Source organism: Xenorhabdus kozodoii, from assembly GCF_002632875.1.
GTDB lineage: Bacteria > Pseudomonadota > Gammaproteobacteria > Enterobacterales > Enterobacteriaceae > Xenorhabdus > Xenorhabdus kozodoii.
This window is the reverse complement of the sequence record NZ_NJCX01000027.1, coordinates 29,803-48,498: the sequence shown is the minus strand read 5'-3', so window position 1 is coordinate 48,498 and position 18,696 is coordinate 29,803. Positions and strand designations below refer to the sequence as shown.

General features: G+C 50.3%; 10 protein-coding genes. 6 read left to right on the top strand and 4 right to left on the bottom strand.

The genetic code is table 11. The annotated features are described in order from the left end of the window. The 3 genes from Xkoz_RS27070 to Xkoz_RS27060 form a co-directional block, all read left to right on the top strand. On the top strand, positions 1 to 1,024 hold a 1,024-nt coding region (locus Xkoz_RS27070; protein ID WP_141554389.1), incomplete at its 5' end, for a non-ribosomal peptide synthetase. After that, entirely contained in the window at positions 1,017 to 11,804 is a 10,788-nt protein-coding gene (locus Xkoz_RS27065) for a non-ribosomal peptide synthetase (RefSeq protein WP_099140168.1), read from the top strand. The genes Xkoz_RS27070 and Xkoz_RS27065, both read left to right, overlap by 8 nt. Positions 11,805 to 12,224: 420 nt before the next feature. After that, positions 12,225 to 12,851 carry a beta/gamma crystallin domain-containing protein gene (locus Xkoz_RS27060; protein WP_099140169.1) on the top strand — a complete coding sequence of 209 codons (627 nt, stop codon included), beginning with the start codon at positions 12,225 to 12,227 and terminating at the stop codon, positions 12,849 to 12,851. Positions 12,852 to 13,001: 150 nt separating this feature from the next. On the opposite strand, the gene yfcD is transcribed toward Xkoz_RS27060, so the two are convergent. Beyond that, positions 13,002 to 13,520, bottom strand: a complete 519-nt coding sequence (yfcD, locus tag Xkoz_RS27055; RefSeq protein ID WP_099140170.1) for an NUDIX hydrolase YfcD — start codon at positions 13,518 to 13,520, stop codon at positions 13,002 to 13,004. Positions 13,521 to 13,642: 122 nt separating this feature from the next. Here yfcD and Xkoz_RS27050 point away from each other — a divergent pair, with 122 nt between their 5' ends. The 3 genes from Xkoz_RS27050 to Xkoz_RS27040 all read left to right on the top strand — a co-directional run bounded on the left by Xkoz_RS27050 (position 13,643) and on the right by Xkoz_RS27040 (position 15,758). Then, a complete protein-coding gene (locus Xkoz_RS27050) occupies positions 13,643 to 14,263 on the top strand; it encodes a glutathione binding-like protein (protein ID WP_099140171.1) in 621 nt (206 codons plus the stop codon). 149 nt (positions 14,264 to 14,412) lie between these two features. Further along, on the top strand, positions 14,413 to 15,324 hold the full coding sequence (locus tag Xkoz_RS27045) for a TIGR01777 family oxidoreductase (RefSeq protein WP_099140172.1): 912 nt from the start codon (positions 14,413 to 14,415) through the stop codon (positions 15,322 to 15,324). 32 nt (positions 15,325 to 15,356) lie between these two features. Continuing rightward, positions 15,357 to 15,758, top strand: a complete 402-nt coding sequence (locus tag Xkoz_RS27040; protein ID WP_099140173.1) for a DoxX family protein — start codon at positions 15,357 to 15,359, stop codon at positions 15,756 to 15,758. 118 nt (positions 15,759 to 15,876) lie between these two features. Here the strand turns inward: Xkoz_RS27040 and Xkoz_RS27035 are convergent, their stop codons facing one another. The 3 genes from Xkoz_RS27035 to cvpA all read right to left on the bottom strand — a co-directional run bounded on the left by Xkoz_RS27035 (position 15,877) and on the right by cvpA (position 18,642). Continuing rightward, entirely contained in the window at positions 15,877 to 16,455 is a 579-nt protein-coding gene (locus tag Xkoz_RS27035; RefSeq protein WP_099140174.1) for a UbiX family flavin prenyltransferase, read from the bottom strand. A gap of 148 nt (positions 16,456 to 16,603) precedes the next feature. Then, the gene (purF, locus tag Xkoz_RS27030; protein ID WP_099140175.1) at positions 16,604 to 18,121 is read right to left on the bottom strand and encodes an amidophosphoribosyltransferase; all 1,518 of its coding nucleotides are present in this window, start codon (positions 18,119 to 18,121) and stop codon (positions 16,604 to 16,606) included. A gap of 32 nt (positions 18,122 to 18,153) precedes the next feature. Then, entirely contained in the window at positions 18,154 to 18,642 is a 489-nt protein-coding gene (gene cvpA, locus Xkoz_RS27025) for a colicin V production protein (RefSeq protein ID WP_099140176.1), read from the bottom strand. Positions 18,643 to 18,696 lie beyond the last annotated feature (54 nt).

Genomic DNA, 18,696 nt, shown 5'->3' with positions numbered 1-18,696 from the left:
CCGCTGGATTAACTCCTATGGCCCGACGGAAACCACGGTGATTGCCACCACCCTGAAACTGGACAACCAAAACCTTCCGCCTTTCGACGGGGCTATCCCGATCGGTTATCCACTCCCCAATACCCGCATTTATATTCTGGATACCCAAGGACGACCGGCGCCGATTGGCGTCAGGGGTGAAATTCATATTGGTGGCGCAGGCGTCGCACGGGGTTATCTGAATAAACCGGAGATGACTGCCGAGAAATTTATCCCTGATCCCTTCAGCACGCAGCCAAATGCACGCATGTACAAAACCGGTGACTTAGGGCGCTGGTTGCCAAACGGCATGATTGACTATCTGGGACGCAACGATTTTCAGGTCAAAATCCGCGGCTTCCGCATTGAATTGGGGGAGATTGAGGCACAACTGGCCGCCTGTGAAGGCGTCAGGGATGCGGTGGTGATCGCCCGCACAGAAGAAACCGGTGACAAACGACTGGTAGCCTATGTCATACCGCAATCCGGCTTCACGCCAGATGCCAATAGCCTGCGTGAACAACTGAATCGCCGTCTGGCTAGCTATATGGTGCCTGCCGCGTTTGTCATGCTGGCAGCCTTCCCATTAACCGGCAGTGGCAAATTAGATCGTAAGGCTCTGCCCGCGCCCGATCGCAGCGCCATCGCCAGCCGTGACTATGAGGCTCCCCAAGGTGAAATCGAGCAGCAGGTTGCCGCCATCTTGCAGAGTTTATTGGGGTTAGAACAAATCGGCCGCCATGACAGCTTCTTTGATTTAGGTGGGAATTCCTTATCAATCATTCAGTTAATGGCAAGATTACGGGATAAATTCCAGCTTGAAGTGTCCATCCAGGACATATTTACCCATCCAGAACTTTCTGAACTCGCTGAACTTATTGCGTCAAGACAGATTGAAACCTTTTTTGCACCAGAAGATATCGAATCGCTGCAAAAAGAGTTGGAAAACTTGTCCGAAGATGAACTGCGCGCCCTGCTAAATGGAGAGAGTGAATTAAATGAGTAACAAAGAACTAAGCCTGCTTGAGTTAAGACAAGCGGTACTCCAGAAAAAGATGAAAGAACGCATCAAAAATAGTCAGATTGGGGAAACCAGGCCGCTTGATGAAAAAAGGCAAATTTTACCGAGAAAGGCTGATCAGCAAACGCTTCCCCTCTCCTGGGCACAACAGCGTTTGTGGTTTCTGGCACAGTTAGATCCCGCAGCCCAAACGGCATACCACATTCCGGGTGGCCTGCGTCTGCAAGGCTATCTGAATTTAGATGCCCTGCAAGCCGCACTGGACAGAATTGTCGCTCGCCATGAAATTTTACGTACCACGATCAAGATGGTCGAAGGGCAGGCCCTGCAATTCATTGATAAGCCAGAGTGTGGCTTCTGTTTGGCAACAGACGATCTCAGCCATTTGCCGGCAAAAGCGCAACAAACCACCATCGAAGGGATAACCCAACGTGAAACCCATCAGCCATTCAATTTCGCACAAGGCCCCCTTATCCGGGGGCGTCTGCTGCGGCTGGCTGAGAATGAACATATCCTTTTGATAACCCAGCATCATATTATTTCTGATGGCTGGTCCCTCAACATTCTGATGCAGGAGCTGGCCACGCTTTACCCTGCGTTCAGTCAAGGGCGGGATGATCCCTTGCCCGCCCTGACACTCCAGTATGCCGACTATGCCCTTTGGCAAAGGGCGTGGCTACGGGAAGAGGTGCTGGAAAAACAGGTGAATTTCTGGCGCGACGCGTTACAGGGTGCCCCCGCACTGCTGGAACTCCCGACTGACAGGCCACGCCCGGAGAAACAGAGTTATGCCGGAGGATATGTCGAGATCGCCCTGTCACCGGCATTAAGTGCCGGATTGAGAAGCCTTAGCCAGCGCCACGGGACAACATTATTTATGACGCTGATGGCGGGATGGGCCATTTTGCTTTCCCGTCTTAGCGGGCAAAAAGATCTGGTGATTGGCACCCCCATAGCGAATCGGCAACACAGTGAATTGGAGCCACTGATTGGGTTCTTTGTTAACACACTGGCTCTGCGGCTCCAGTTAGATGGCAATCCGACGGTCAGCGCTCTGCTCACACAGGTTAAGACCCATGCACTGGAAGCCTATGCCCATCAGGATCTGCCCTTCGAACAGTTAGTCGAGGCACTGAAACCCCCGCGCAGCCTGAGCCATAGCCCGATTTTTCAGGTGATGATGTCCGTGGATAACACCCCAGGCCAGCAAAATATCACCTTGCCGAATATCACTATCCGTGAAATGAATCTGGCTGAAAACAGCTCGCATTTCGATCTGTCCCTCGCCATCAGTGATACTGAGCAGGGTTTAGTCGGTGGCCTGGAATACGCCAGTGATCTGTTTGACCATGCCAGTGTTGAACGTATCGCCGGTTACCTGCAAACCCTGCTAACTGCCATGGTTGAGGATGATGCGCAACCCGTGGAAAATCTGCCGCTCTTGCAACCCGACCAACGTACCCAGCTTTTAGTCGATTTTAATGCGGTCGATTTTAATGAAGTGGCCTTCCCATCCCCACAGGCGTCATTGATCCATCAACGGCTTGAACAACAAGTCGAACAAACGCCGGATGCCATCGCCTTAGTGTCCGGCGATAGCCAATTGAGTTATGCGGCGCTAAACCGCCATGCCAATCAATTGGCACATCATTTGATCGCTTTTGGGGTTCGTCCTGATGATCGCGTGGCAATTTGTGTCGAGCGCAGTCTGGATATGATCATCGGCATTTACGCCATCCTTAAGGCAGGCGCCGGCTATATCCCGCTCGATCCCGAATACCCTGCCGAACGGCTGGCTTACCAGTTATCGGACAGCCAGCCCGTGTTATTGCTCACCCAGCAGCATTTAGCTACCCGCTTGCCCATACAGGATATTCCGGTCTGGTTACTGGATGACCAGCAGCATCGGGATGACGTGGCAAAACAGCCCACCCATAATCCTGATCCCCGCCAACTGGGGCTTAAGCCGCACCATCTGGCCTATATCATCTATACCTCCGGCTCCACCGGCCAGCCCAAGGGCGTGATGCTGGAGCACCGCAATGTGGTGAATTTTATCCAGGCCCAACATCAGACCAGCGAACCGAAATTAGGCGATCGCATCCTGCAATTCGCCACCATCGCATTTGATACCTCGGTTTCCGATATTTTCCCGACCCTCGCCTCCGGTGCGACACTGGTTCTGCGCCCGCCCCATATCCGCATCCCGGATATGACCTTTGTGAACTACCTACGCGAGCAGAAGATCACCATCATGGATATGCCCACCGCCTTCTGGCATTACTGGGTGCAGGAGATGATGGCGGGGCGCAGTGGTTTTAGCCCGTACCTGCACACGATTATTGTCGGCGGCGAGAAAGCGGAATACCGCCATCTCATGAGCTGGCTGTCCCATCCCGAAACCCAGGGCTGCCGCTGGATCAATTCTTATGGCCCGACCGAAACCACAGTGATTGCCACCACACTAAAACTGGATAACCAAAATCCACCGCATCTTGAAGGGGTTATCCCCATCGGTTATCCACTCCCCAACACCCATATTTATATTTTGGATCCGCATGGACAACCGGTTCCGATTGGCGTCAGTGGTGAGATCCACATTGGGGGCGCGGGCATTGCCCGTGGTTACCTGAACCGACCTGACCTGACCGCAGAGAAATTTGTGGCTGATCCGTTCAGTACACAACCCGATGCCCGGATGTATAAAACCGGTGATCTGGGGCGCTGGTTGCCCGATGGCACGATTGAATATTTGGGGCGTAATGATTTTCAGGTCAAGATCCGCGGTTTCCGTATTGAACTGGGGGAAATTGAGGCGCAACTGGCGGCCTGTGACGGTGTCAGTGATGCCGTGGTGATTGCCCGTGACGAAGGCACCGGTGACAAACGGCTGGTGGCTTATTTCATCCCCCAAACCGGCATCACCCTCAGCCCGGCTGAATTACGTAAGCAACTGAGCACCCGATTGATGGATCATATGCTGCCCAGTGCGTTTGTGATGCTGGATGCCTTTCCGATGTCCGCCAATGGCAAGCTGGATCGCAAAGCGCTGCCGGCGCCGGATGGAAGCGCTATCGTCAGCCGTGACTATGAAGCGCCACACGGGGAAACTGAACAGAAACTGGCGGCAATCTGGCAATCTCTGCTGAATGTGGAGCAGGTTGGGCGCCATGATAACTTCTTTGAACTGGGCGGGCATTCACTGCTGGTGGTCAATCTGATTGAGCAATTACGCGCCCACGATTTGTCGCTGGATGTCAGCGCCGTGTTCTCTGCCCCCACGCTGGCAGCCATGAGCGCCTTAATCCGTCATCATCACGCCCACACCACGACCATACAGGCAGTGCCGCCTAACCGGATTCGGGAAGGGAGTTCTGTCATTACGCCAGATATGCTGCCATTGGTGAAATTAACCCAAGATCAGATAGCGCAGATTGTTTCCCGTGTCACGGGGGGGATCGCCAACGTTCAGGACATCTATCCATTGGGACCCTTGCAGGAAGGTATCCTGTTCCACCATTTGCTGGAAACGGAAGGGGATCTCTATCTGGATAACCACCTGATGACTTTCGACAATCGCACACGATTGGATAATTTCTTGCAGGCACTCCAGCAGGTAATCGACCGACACGATATTCTGCGCAGCGCCGTCCACTGGCAAGCGCTGCTTAAACCCGTACAGGTCGTCCATCGCCATGCACCGTTGCCAATTAGTGAACTCACGTTATCGGCAGAAGAATCCGCAGAAAGCCAGTTACGTCGCCTCACTGCCCGGCTGGACATCACCCAAGCCCCCCTATTGGCGGCTTATATCGCCAAAGATCCCGGTTCCGAACAATGGCGACTTTCCTTGCTGTACCACCATTTAGTCTGTGATCACGTCTCACTGGATATGATATTTGGTGAAATACAAACCCTGCTGTTGGGGGAAAGTGAGAAGTTACCCACGCCACTGCCTTACCGCAATTTTATTGCGCAGGTTTGCAACGTACCGCTGGAAGTTCACCAAACCTATTTCCGCGAATTATTGGCCGATGTGGAAGAGCCGACTTTGCCGTTTGGGTTGCTTGACGTACAAGGGAATAACCAGGATGAGATAGTGGAAAACGTCTTCACACTAGAGGATGAACTGGCACGGCAGATCCGTAATTGCGCCCGTCAATTGGGTATGAGTGCTGCCGTACTGTTCCATGTGGCCTGGGCACAGGTACTGGCGCAATGCAGTGGCCGAAATGATGTCATCTTCGGCACCGTTTTGTTAGGGCGGTTACAGGGTGGGATCGGGGCATCCGAAGTGCTTGGTATGTTTATCAATACCTTACCGATCCGCGTTAAGTTACAGGCACATAGCGTGAAGCAGGCGGTACAAGAAACTTACCAGCAGTTAACCACACTGTTGGAACATGAGCAGGCACCACTGGCCGTTGCCCAGCGTTGCAGTGGCATTCAGGCACCGTTGCCGCTGTTTAACAGCCTGCTCAATTTCCGCCATAGCCCACGTGAAGATGAACAGGTCGCCTCAATCGCCTGGGAAGGTATTCACGAAATAGAAAGTGAAGAACGTAGCAATTACCCACTGTCGCTGGATGTGGACGATTTTGATGACGGGTTTTCGCTGACCGCACAGTGTCATCAGCAAATTAATCCGGCTCGGATTAATGGCTATATGAAGATGGCCTTAGAAGGCATTGTGGCCGCGCTGCAATCTGCGCCGGAGCAGCCGATCCAGTCGGTCGATATCCTGCCATTGGCCGAGCGTCACCAATTATTGGCGGATTTTAACGATACGGTGAGGGACTATCCGCAGGATACCTTGATCCATCAACTGTTCGAACAGCAAGCAGCGCGTACACCGGATGCCACGGCATTAGTCTTTGGCGAAAGCGAACTGAGTTATGCGGCACTGAACCGCCATGCCAACCAACTGGCGCACCAACTGATGGCGTTTGGCGTGCGTCCTGACGATCGCGTGGCAATCTGTGTCGAGCGCAGTCTGGAGATGATCATTGGCTTATACGGCATTCTCAAAGCCGGTGCCGGCTATATTCCGCTCGATCCCGAATACCCTGCCGAACGGCTGGCGTACCAGTTGTCGGATAGCAAGCCGGTACTCTTGTTGACCCAGCGGCACTTGCAGGGGCGGTTACCCACCCCCGATCTCCCGGTCTGGTTGCTGGATGATGAAACCCATCAGGATCAAGTGGCAAAACAGCCCGCCCATAATCCTGATGCCAATCAATTGGACGTTAAGCCGCACCATCTGGCCTATATCATCTATACCTCCGGCTCCACCGGCCAGCCCAAGGGCGTAATGCTGGAGCATCGCAATGTGGTGAACTTTATCCATGCCCAACATCAGACCAGCGAACCGAAAGAGGGGGATCGCATCCTGCAATTTGCGACTATTGCATTTGATACCTCGGTTTCCGATATTTTCCCGACCCTCGCCTCCGGTGCGACACTGGTTCTGCGCCCGCCCCATATCCGCATCCCGGATATGGCCTTTGTGAACTTCTTGCGTGAGCAGAAGATCACCATCATGGATATGCCAACCGCCTTCTGGCACCACTGGGTACAGGAGATGATGGCGGGGCGCAGTGGTTTTAGCCCGGATCTGCACACGATTATTGTCGGCGGCGAGAAAGCGGAGTACCGCCATTTAATGGGCTGGCTCTCCCATCCTGAAACCCAGGCCTGCCGCTGGATCAACTCCTATGGCCCGACCGAAACCACGGTGATTGCCACCACATTAACCATCAATGATAAAGGCCAAGATCCGCTTGAATTGACTGAGGTTATCCCGATTGGTTATCCGCTGCCGAATACCCGCATTTATATTCTGGATAGCCAAGGGCGACCGGCGCCGATTGGCGTCAGGGGTGAAATCCATATTGCCGGCGCGGGCGTTGCCCGTGGTTACCTGAACCGCCCTGATCTGACCGCGGAAAAATTTGTGGCTGATCCGTTCAGTGCACAACCCGATGCCCGGATGTATAAAACCGGTGATCTGGGACGCTGGCTGCCCGATGGCACGATTGAATATTTAGGCCGCAATGATTTTCAGGTCAAGATCCGCGGTTTCCGTGTCGAATTAGGCGAGATTGAGGCGCAACTGGCAGCCTGTGACGGTGTCAGCGATGCTGTGGTGATCGCCCGTGAAGCAGGGGCAGGCGACAAACGGCTGGTCGCTTATCTGATCCCACAAACCGGCATGACACTCAGTCCGGTTGAACTACGTAAGCAACTGGGCACCCGATTGATGGATCATATGCTGCCCAGTGCGTTTGTGATGCTGGATGCCTTCCCGATGTCCGCCAACGGCAAGCTGGATCGCAAAGCGCTGCCGGCGCCGGATCGCAGCGCTATCGTCAACCGTGAGTATGAAGCGCCGCAAGGGGAAACTGAACAAAAACTGGCGGCAATCTGGCAATCCTTGCTGGATGTGGAACAGGTCGGGCGCCATGATAACTTCTTTGAACTGGGCGGGCATTCCCTGCGGGTGGTCAGCCTGATCGAACAGTTGCGCCAACAAGGGCTGTCTCTGGAGGTCAGCGCAGTCTTCTCCTCCCCCACGCTGGCAGCCATGAGTGCCCGCTTAAATCAGGGGGATGATCACGCTACCGATGCGCAGGCTATTCCTCCCAATCTGATCCGCGCAGACAGCCAGCACATTACCCCTGATATGCTGCCATTGGTCACATTAACCCAGGCACAAATTGACCAAATTGTTGCCCGCGTACCGGGTGGCGTCGCTAATATTCAGGATATCTACCCACTGGGGCCATTGCAGGAAGGGATTCTGTTCCACCATTTGCGGGAAGAAACCGGCGATACCTATCTTGAAAATATCCTGATGAACTTTGACAACCGGGCGCGGCTGGAGGGTTTCTTGCAGGCGTTGCAGCGGGTGATTGACCGACACGATATTCAACGCAGTGCCTTCCACTGGCAGGCACTTCCGATGCCGGTGCAAGTGGTTTACCGCCATGCACCACTGCCAATCACTGAACTCTCGTTATCCGCGCAAGAAAGCGCCGAAACCCAATTACGGCGTCTTACCGATCCTGACACTATCCGGTTAGCTATTACTCAAGCCCCTTTATTGGCCGCTTATATCGCCAAAGATCCCGGTTCCGATCGGTGGTGGCTTAGCTTGTTGCATCATCATCTGGTCTGTGACCATCTGTCACTGGAAATCATTTTCAGCGAAGTGCAGGCACTGATCCTGGGCGAAGAAGCGCCCCTGCCAGCGCCCCTGCCTTACCGCAATTTTATTGCCCAGACCCGTCGGGTGCCGATTGAAGTCCATCAGGCCTATTTCCGGCAGTTATTGGGCGATGTAGAAGAGCCAACCTTGCCGTTTGGGTTGCTTGATGTACAGGGAAACAACCACGATCAGATCGTGGAAGATAGTCTTATCTTGGATGATGAATTGGCACAGCAAATCCGTGATAGCGCCCGTCAATTGGGCATCAGTGCTGCCGTGCTGTTCCATGTCGCCTGGGCACAGGTATTGGCACAATGTTGCGGCCGTGAAGATGTGGTGTTCGGCACCGTGTTATTGGGGCGCTTACAGGGAGGCATCGGCGCGTCTCAGGTGCTCGGTATGTTTATCAATACCCTGCCAATCCGTATCCCATTACACACGCGTACCGTTAAGCAGGCGGTACAGGAAACCTACCAGCGCCTGAGCGAACTGCTGGATCATGAACAGACACCACTGGCAATTGCCCAGCGTTGCAGTGGCGTTCAGGCATCGTTGCCACTGTTTAACAGCCTGCTCAATTTCCGCCACAGTCCGCGGGAGGAGGAACAATCCAGCTCACATGCCTGGGATGGTATTCAGGAGTTGGACAGTGAGGAGCGCAGTAACTATCCGTTGTCACTGGATGTGGACGATTTTGATGACGGGTTTTCGCTGACCGCACAATGCAGCCCGCAAATTAATCCGGCTCGGATGAATGGCTATATGGAGATGGCCTTAGGAGGTATTGTGGCCGCGCTGCAATCTGCGCCGGAGCAGCCGATCCAGTCGGTCGATATCCTGCCACTGGCCGAGCGTCATCAAGTATTGGTGGATTTTAACAATACGGTGATGGACTATCCGCAGGATACCTTGATCCATCAACTGTTCGAACAACAGGCAGCGCGTACACCGGATGCCACCGCACTGGTCTTTGGCGAGAACGCACTGAGTTATGCGGCACTGAACCGCCATGCTAACCAACTGGCACACCAACTGGTGGCGTTTGGCGTGCGTCCTGACGATCGCGTAGCCATTTGTGTCGAGCGCAGCCCGGAGATGATCATTGGCTTATACGGCATTCTTAAAGCCGGTGCGGGCTATATTCCGCTCGATCCCGAATACCCGGCCGAGCGACTGGCGTATCAACTGTCGGACAGCAAACCCGCCCTACTGTTGACCCAGCGACACTTGCAGGGGCGGTTACCCACCCCCGATCTCCCGGTCTGGTTGCTGGACGATGAAGCCCATCAGGAGCAGGTGGCAAAACAACCCTCCCATAACCCTGATCCCCGCCAATTGAGGCTTGAGCCGCACCATCTGGCCTATATCATTTATACCTCCGGCTCCACCGGCCAGCCCAAGGGCGTGATGCTGGAGCATCGCAATGTGGTGAACTTTATCCATGCCCAGCATAAGACCAGCGAACCGAAAGGAGGGGATCGCATCCTGCAATTTGCGACTATCGCATTTGATACCTCGGTTTCCGATATTTTCCCGACCCTCGCCGCCGGTGCGACACTGGTTCTGCGTCCTGCCCATATCCGCGTGCCGGATCAGGAATTTGTTAACTTATTAAATGAGCAGCGGATCACTATCCTCGATATGCCAACCGCTTTCTGGCATCAATGGGTACAGGAGATGACGGCGGGACGCAGTGGTTTCAGCCCCTACTTGCACACGATTATTGTCGGCGGCGAGAAAGCGGAATACCGCCATCTCATGAATTGGCTATCCCATCCAGAAACCCAAGCCTGCCGCTGGATCAATTCCTATGGCCCGACCGAAACCACGGTGATTGCGACGACATTAAAGGTTAAGAACCCACAAAACGGGGATGGCACACAATCGACTGAGTTCAGCGATAACATTCCGATTGGCTACCCCCTGCCTAACACCCGCATCTATATTTTGGATGCATTTGGCAGGCCGACCCCGCTGGGTATCAGCGGTGAAATTTATATTGGCGGGGCAGGCGTTGCCCGTGGTTACCTGAACCGTCCTGATCTGACCGCGGAGAAATTTGTGGCTGATCCGTTCAGCCAGCAGCCAAATGCACGCATGTATAAAACCGGCGATTTGGGGCGCTGGTTGCCTCATGGTGTGATTGAATATCTGGGGCGTAATGATTTTCAGGTTAAGATCCGCGGCTTCCGCATTGAACTGGGTGAAGTGGAAGCTCGTCTGGTGCAATGTCAGGGGGTGCAGGAAGCCATTGTCCTGGTGCGGGAAATAGCCCCTGATGATAAACGTCTGGTCGCCTATGTTCAGCCCCAATCCGGAGCCAAACTGCATCCCAATGAACTGCGCCAGCAGCTTGCCCAACATCTTGCCGACTATATGCTACCCAGTGCCTTCGTCACCCTTGACGCGTTCCCGCTCACGGCGAATGGCAAAATTGACCGCCAGGCATTCCCTGCTCCCGATCAATCTGCCATCGTCGCCCGCGAGTATGAAGCTCCCCAGGGTGAGATTGAAATCGTACTGGCTCAAATTTGGCAAGATCTGCTCGGAGTAGCGCGGGTCAGCCGCCATGACCATTTCTTTGAGTTGGGCGGTCATTCGTTGCTGATTTTGAAAGCCTGCTCTTTGGCTGTAGAAAAACTTGGCCTTTCGCAGAATAGGATGGCGAGTTTGATGGCGTTTACGACCATCAAAGACCAAGCCAAAGCCATTGAAGATCGAGAAAATAGCAATGTTGGCTCGATGGTTGGCCTGTCACGGAACACCAACGCCACCCCGCTGTTCTTTGCGCCCGGCACCGGAGGGCATGTGCTCTATTTACGGGAATTAGCGACAGCATTAGAAGGCACTTATTCCGTTTGGGGAATGCGATCCCCAGAGTTAGATGGCCGCAGCGATCCGCCACAAAGCCTTGAGGCCATGGCCAGCGTGATGATCGAGTCGCTTAAGAAAGTTCAACCCAATGGTCCCTATCACTTGGGCGGGCACTCTTTCGGCGGCTGGCTCGCATTCGAAATGGCGCGGCAACTCGTTCAACAAGGGGAAAGTATTGGCTTACTGGCTGTAGTCGATAGCGAATCGCCGCTTGAGAGTTTAAGCGAAAAGATCGAATCAGCATGGTCTGACAGTCACTGGCTGGCCGAGTTTGGGAATGCGCTGGCTGCATCGGCGGGCGCAGAGGAAAACTTTACTGAAGAAGAATTCCAATCCATGACAGAAGCAGAGCAACTTGATCGCTTGCGGCGGCGCCTGATTGCGGAGGAACTCTTACCTCCCCAATTTGAACCTAGGGAAATTGCCACCTATTTAGGCGTCTTCAAGGCTCACTCTTTGGTGACTTATCAGCCACAAGGGCGCTATCCAGGTGCACTCCAACTGTTTCTGGCTGACGATAATCAACCCGATATTTCGACCAAGAGCAGGGTTGATGGATGGCAGGCACTGGTGACCGGAGAAGTTATCCCCACAACGTTAGCGGGTGATCACATCACCCTCATGCGCCCACCTTTTGTGCAGGATTTAGCCGCGGCCATAGCCGGTGTGAATAAATCGGTATAAAGATACTCCCATGCACTTCTGGCAGCCTTAGCCGATAAAAAAACCTCGTTATGTTTAACGAGGTTTTTGTTGGGGCTAAAAGATGCCAACGCTGGGCGCTTAAGCCAGAGCCATCCAAAATTTTTTCAGCCTAAATAAAATCAAAGCACACATTCCAAATTTAAATAACATCATTTATTAACAGAAAAGAATATAAAATCAAATAAATATTTTTTAAAGTTAAGGGTCAATATAAAAGCCACCCATTATCTTGACATATAAATTCAGCCTCTTATCCTAAATGAGTTTCAGAATAGAGACACATTTAAAATATGAGGTTTCCTCACTCTTCGCTACGCAAGGGATAAGGAATTGACCTATGATTTTTTGATCCTTATTTAGATGTTATTTTTATAACCAAGCATAAGGAGAATATTGATTATGTCTAAAGATGAATTAATTAATGGCGTGGTATTTTACACCGGAAAAAATTATACTGGCGCCGCTTATGAATATCCAGAAAATAATACAGCAGTCAATTTAGTTGGTACGCCATTAAATGATCAGTTTCTTTCCGTCAAAATTGGGATAGGCTCTGTCGTGTTCGCCTGGCGACATAGCAGTGACAGTGAAGTTGGGCAAATTTATCGTGAATGGGATACAAACCAGCCAGACATCAGTGATATTAAAGGGTTAACAAAATTTATTGTCTCCCCTTCGAACCGTGATTTACTCGCAGTAAAGTTGATTAACGAATCCGGTGTCGATCAAGTATTCAGGGTTAATATTCAAACCTATACCATCCCCAATCCTGTCGATTGCTATTCAAATGATGACTACAAAGTTGTCGGTTTAGTGCCCAAAGATGGTCAACTCTATGTAACGTCCGTTGTCATCTTTAATCAAAATAATATCCCTGTCACTCAAGGAGCTGTCTATTTTAAACACAATGGTACAGATCTTGATATTGTCACTTATGATACCACTAAACCAGCCCATATGCGGTTTGAAAAAGTAGAGGGGTATCATTTTAAATTCGTTTTGGAAAATATTTCTGACGACCAATAAAATAAAAGTGAAATACTAAATTAACAATAGTCAATCCGTAACAAAATAAGGGGATGTACTGTAAATAGACATCCCCCCTCTTTTAGATTGTTATTTAGTCTCAACGAAAGCTCCTCATCCCCGGAATAAAACCCTCAATGGCAGATAAAACTATTCCACTTGATTATTCCGCGCCAACCATAAGGAGAGCGCCTTTAGTGAATCCTGTGTGAATTCATCACAACGGGCGGTAATTTCTTGCGGTGTTAACCAATAAACGGCGGAGACTTCCTCTTCCTGCAATGCAAATGGCCCGTGACTGACACAACTGTACAGGCCACCCCATATACGACACGCCTCCTCTTCATAATAGAACATGCCATGTTCCGCAAAAGGAACACCGGCAATCCCTAACTCTTCTTCGGCTTCCCGACGGGCAGCATCAAGAAAAGTTTCTCCTGTCATCACAACACCGCCCGCCGTTGCATCCAATTTTCCCGGATAAAAGTCTTTCGTTTCTGTACGATGCTGAACCAGAATTTTGCCCATCCCATCATGCACGACAATATAAGTCGCGCGATGCCTCAGATTTTGCGCTCTCATCTGCCGACGAGTGGATTGCGCAATCACGTCATTATCTTCATTGACAATGTCAATCCATTCAATGCTTGCTGATTTTTCTTGCATCATCCTAAAAACCTTTTATCAACGAGTTGCATATTTTTTTGCAGTCAATTTATCACACTTACAGACAAACGATGGTAAGGTAACGCCGATACATTTTTCATAAAGTTATTATTGCTGGAGGTTATATGATAGATCTATATTATGCCCCAACCCCAAATGGCTACAAGATCACCTTGTTCCTCGAAGAAGTCGGCATGCCTTACACTATCCATCCCATCAATATCAACACCGGCGAACAGTTCAAACCTGAATTTCTTGCCATTTCCCCGAATAACAAAATCCCGGCGATTGTCGATCATCAACCCGCTGATGGCGGAGAGCCTGTCTCTGTCTTCGAATCAGGGGCTATCTTACTTTATCTGGCAAACAAAACCGGCCAGCTATTGAGCAAAAGTTTGCGTGAACGAACCGAACAATTGCAATGGCTGTTTTGGCAAGTTGCTGGCTTTGGCCCTATGCTCGGTCAAAATCACCATTTCAATCGCTACGCCCCAGAAGTTGTACCTTATGCCATTAATCGCTATGTGGAAGAATCAAAACGTTTATACAAGGTGCTAAATACCCAACTGGAAAAAACGGCTTATCTCGGAGGCGATGAGTATAGTATCGCAGATATTGCCACTTATCCGTGGGCGAAATGCTATGAACACCAAAAAATCGATTTACAGGATTACCCAGCGGTTGCCAAATGGCTGGATAAGGTCAGACAACGCCCTGCAACACAAGCAGCCTACAAGGATGCCTGATCCAAATATATGTAATAAATTCAATTAATGACGAAATTATTCACTATAAAATTTGATATTTGTAACATATAGCAACATATTTCTCTGTCACTTAAGCCATCCCTTGTTTATAGTCAATAGATGATTATCCTTTGTTACAGGGGGTGGCTATGCGGATCTTAATGACGGGAGGGACAGGATTGATTGGTCATCGTTTGACCTGCCAACTGCTTTCACTCTCTTACTCCATCACCATTTTGAGTCGTTCACCGCAAAAGGTGTATTCTCTGTTTTCTGATCGCGTTGAATGTTGGACAACCCTCAATGACCAGCCCGATCTTGATGGCTTTGATGCGGTGATCAATCTTGCCGGTGAGCCAATTATCAATAAGCGATGGACACCAAAACAAAAAGAGAAACTTTGCCACAGTCGCTGGCAGCTTACTGAACAACTGAGCAAGCTGATCAAGGCCAGTCAATCTCCGCCATCGGTGTTTATTTCCGGTTCAGCCGTTGGCTATTATGGCGATCAGGGACAATCCGTGGTGACTGAAAATGATCTTCCTCACAATGAATTTGCCCATCGGCTTTGTGAACGTTGGGAACAGCTTGCCCTACAGGCCAAAAGTGACAAAACCCGCGTATGTTTGTTACGTACAGGCATTGTATTGGCTCCTGAAGGGGGAGCACTCCCAAAAATGTTGCCGCTATTTCGGTTAGGTTTAGGGGGTGCAATCGGCAATGGCAAGCAGTATATGCCGTGGATCCATATTGATGACATGGTCAATGGTATCTATTACCTGCTGGTATCATCTGAGTTACAGGGTCCCTTTAATATGACATCCCCTTACCCTGTTAGTAATGAGCTGTTTAGTGCCACACTCGCCAGTGTATTACATCGCCCTGCTTTTATACGCATTCCTGTCTTTGTGTTAAAAGCCATGATGGGAGAAGCCGCAGAGTTAGTTTTAGGTGGGCAACAAGCCCTTCCCAAACGACTGGAAGAAGCCGGATTTGGTTTCCGGTATTTTCAACTGGAGGAAGCGCTACAGGATGTCCTAAAAGCAAAAGATAGCGTTTGATCGTTTAAATCAATGTAAGACAATATGCTGTTGTGATTGATTCACAACAGCATTTCTTGTTTATTATTTTAACTCGAATACTGCTTTTAGTTATTTTCGTTTCATCCGGGCTGGCCAAGGTTATCGATTTTGAAGGCAGTTTGGCAGAAATGCGGGCGGCGGGTTTACACCCGGATTGGTTTTTTAATATCGCCTCGGCGATTGTCTTACTTTTTGGCTCCCTATTGATTTTATTCGATCGCTTTGTCTGGCTTGGTGCCGGTGCACTGGCTACCTTCCTGTTGTTGACGATTTTTATTGTCCATACGTTTTGGCATTTTTCTGGCGAATACGCCAAAGTCTCACTCTATTTTGCGCTCGAACACACCACGGTGATCGGGGGATTGTTGGCAACGGCGATTGCGAGCCATTTAAGAAAAAAACTTAAGGCATAGAAACTTAAGGCATAGCGGGTAGCAGAAATGACTAACCACCCGATAAAAACGCAATTCAACATTAAATATAGAATCGACATCATCCGATTGGATTAACCGGTTTTCTCTCTTGGCTTGATCAAATCAACTTAGCGCCTTGCCAACGGCAAAATAGATCGGCGGGCAAGTCAACCTCAAATTGATCCAGCACACGGTTAACGGTCTGGTCGATAATATCCTGAAGATGTTCAGGACGATGATAAAAGGCGGGAACAGGGGGCATGATGACTGCCCCAATTTCGGCGGCCTGCACCATTAACCGCAAATGCCCCAAGTGCAAGGGGGTTTCCCTCACCCCCAACACTAACTTACGATTCTCTTTCAAAACAACATCGGCGGCACGGGTAATTAAACCATCAGTGTAGCTGTGCACAATACCGGATAGGGTCTTTATGGAACAAGGTAAAATCACCATCCCTAATGTCTTAAACGATCCAGAGGAAATGGAGGCCGCAATATCACGATTGTCATGTACAACATCAGCCAGAGCCTGTACATCTCGCAACGTATAATCCGTCTCCAATGCCAGAGTCTGCCGGGCTGATTGGCTGATCACCAAATGGGTTTCAATGCCTTCGACTGACTGCAAAACTTGCAGTAACCTGACGCCATAAATCGCACCACTTGCTCCGGTCAGCCCGACAATCAATTTTTTCATGTTTTCCTCTGAGATCCTGGCTATACCAGTCGCCTTTCAAGATGAACCTTATCTCTCCCCGCGCCGCGGGGAAAGATAAACACTCTCATTGGTTTGCAAACGGCAACTTGAAGTTGGATTGGTATATAACTGAATGATAATAACAATATTATCCTTCATTATATATTTCCAGATCCTCTATTTCGCTCTGTCCACGCACTTTCATCTCATCGTCTTTACGTAAGTTTTCCAGATAATCGAGGTAACGCTGGTCAATGTCTTTCGTAACATAGATGCCATCGAATACGGAGCATTCGAATTTTTCAATATCGGGGTTTTCTTCCTGAACCGCTTGGACAAGATCATGCAGGTTTTGGTATATCAGGGCATCAGCCCCAATGATCTGGCGAATTTCATCCACTTCCCGGCCGTGGGCTATCAGCTCATTGGCATTGGGCATATCAATACCATAAACATTCGGGAAACGAACTTCCGGTGCCGCCGATGCAAAGTAAACTTTCTTGGCTCCCGCTTCCCGCGCCAGTTCAACAATCTGTTCAGAAGTGGTGCCGCGCACAATGGAATCATCCACCAGCAAGACATTTTTACCCCGAAATTCAGCGCGATTAGCATTTAATTTACGGCGAACGGATTTACGTCGCTCCTGCTGGCCGGGCATGATAAAAGTACGCCCTACGTAACGATTTTTAACAAATCCCTGACGATAGGGTTTATCCAGAATTTGGGCGATTTCGAGTGCGATATCACACGAGGTTTCCGGTACGGGAATCACGACATCAATGTGCAAGTCTTCCCATTCTCTGGCAATTTTTTCCCCTAATTTTCGCCCCATCCGCAACCGTGCGTTATAGACCGAAACCTTGTCAATAAAGGAATCCGGCCGGGCGAAATAAACAAACTCGAACAAACAAGGTGTCAATGATGGGTTTTCCGCACATTGGCGGGTAAACAGTTGCCCGTTTTCCGTGATATAAATCGCCTCCCCGGAAGCGACATCACGCAGGAATTCAAAACCTAATGTATCCAGTGCCACACTTTCCGAGGCCACCATGTATTCGTTGCGGCCATCCTCCAGTGTCCTCTTGCCCAACACCAGCGGGCGAATACCATGCGGATCACGAAAAGCCACCACGCCATGCCCAATGATCATGGCAACGCAAGCATAAGCCCCACGGATCTTTTTATGCATGTTTGAGACTGCCGAGAAAATGTCATCAGGCTCTAATGGGAAAAGTGGAAATTGGGTTAATTCATTGGCAAAAATATTCAGCAGGATTTCAGAATCTGAGGTGGTATTGACATGACGGCGGGCATTTTCAAACAGCATTTTTTTCAATTCATGTGCGTTTGTCAGATTGCCGTTATGCGCCAACGTGATACCAAAAGGAGAATTCACATAAAAGGGCTGCGCCTCAGATGCACTGGAACTGCCCGCCGTGGGATAACGGACATGTCCAATTCCGATGGTTCCCTGTAAACGTAACATGTGCCGTGTTTCAAACACATCCTTGACCAAACCATTAGCCTTACGTAAACGAAACTCATTGTTACCATCAATGGTTGCAATACCCGCTGCATCTTGTCCACGGTGCTGAAGCACCGTCAATGCATCATAAATCGACTGGTTAACCGGTGTAAAACCGACGATACCGACAATACCGCACATGTAGCCTTTCCTCATCAGCTAAGCGGAGAGCGCTATCTCTCCGGCAGGAAACTCGACGCACTTTGTAGGTAGTCAAAAAACCACCTGATGATTTGACTGAACTGTGGGATCAGTTGCGATTGTTGCCAATCCTGGCTCTTAGGCAGTGGCGTGAAAGAGTCTGCAACAAACAAAATAGCAGACACAACCAAGACGCCACGCAAAGCCCCAAAACAGATCCCCAAAACCCGATCAGTACCTGACAGGCCCGTTCGCTGGACAAGTGAACCAATGACATAGTTGACTACCGCGCCAACAATCAGTGTTGCAATAAATAAGATAGCAATCGCCACCCCATTGCGCACTAATTCATCTTCCAGGCGGGTAAAATACGCCGCCAGATAAGTGTAGAAATGGCTTGCAACAAAGAAAGCACAACCCCATGTTATCAGGGAGAGCGCTTCGCGAACAAAACCACGAATCAAGCTAACCAGTGCCGAGAAGCCAATGATGGCAATAATCGTATAATCAATCCAGACCATTTTTTAATCCAAAAACAGGCCCCCGACATTCAAGTCGGGCGCATTTTAACAGAA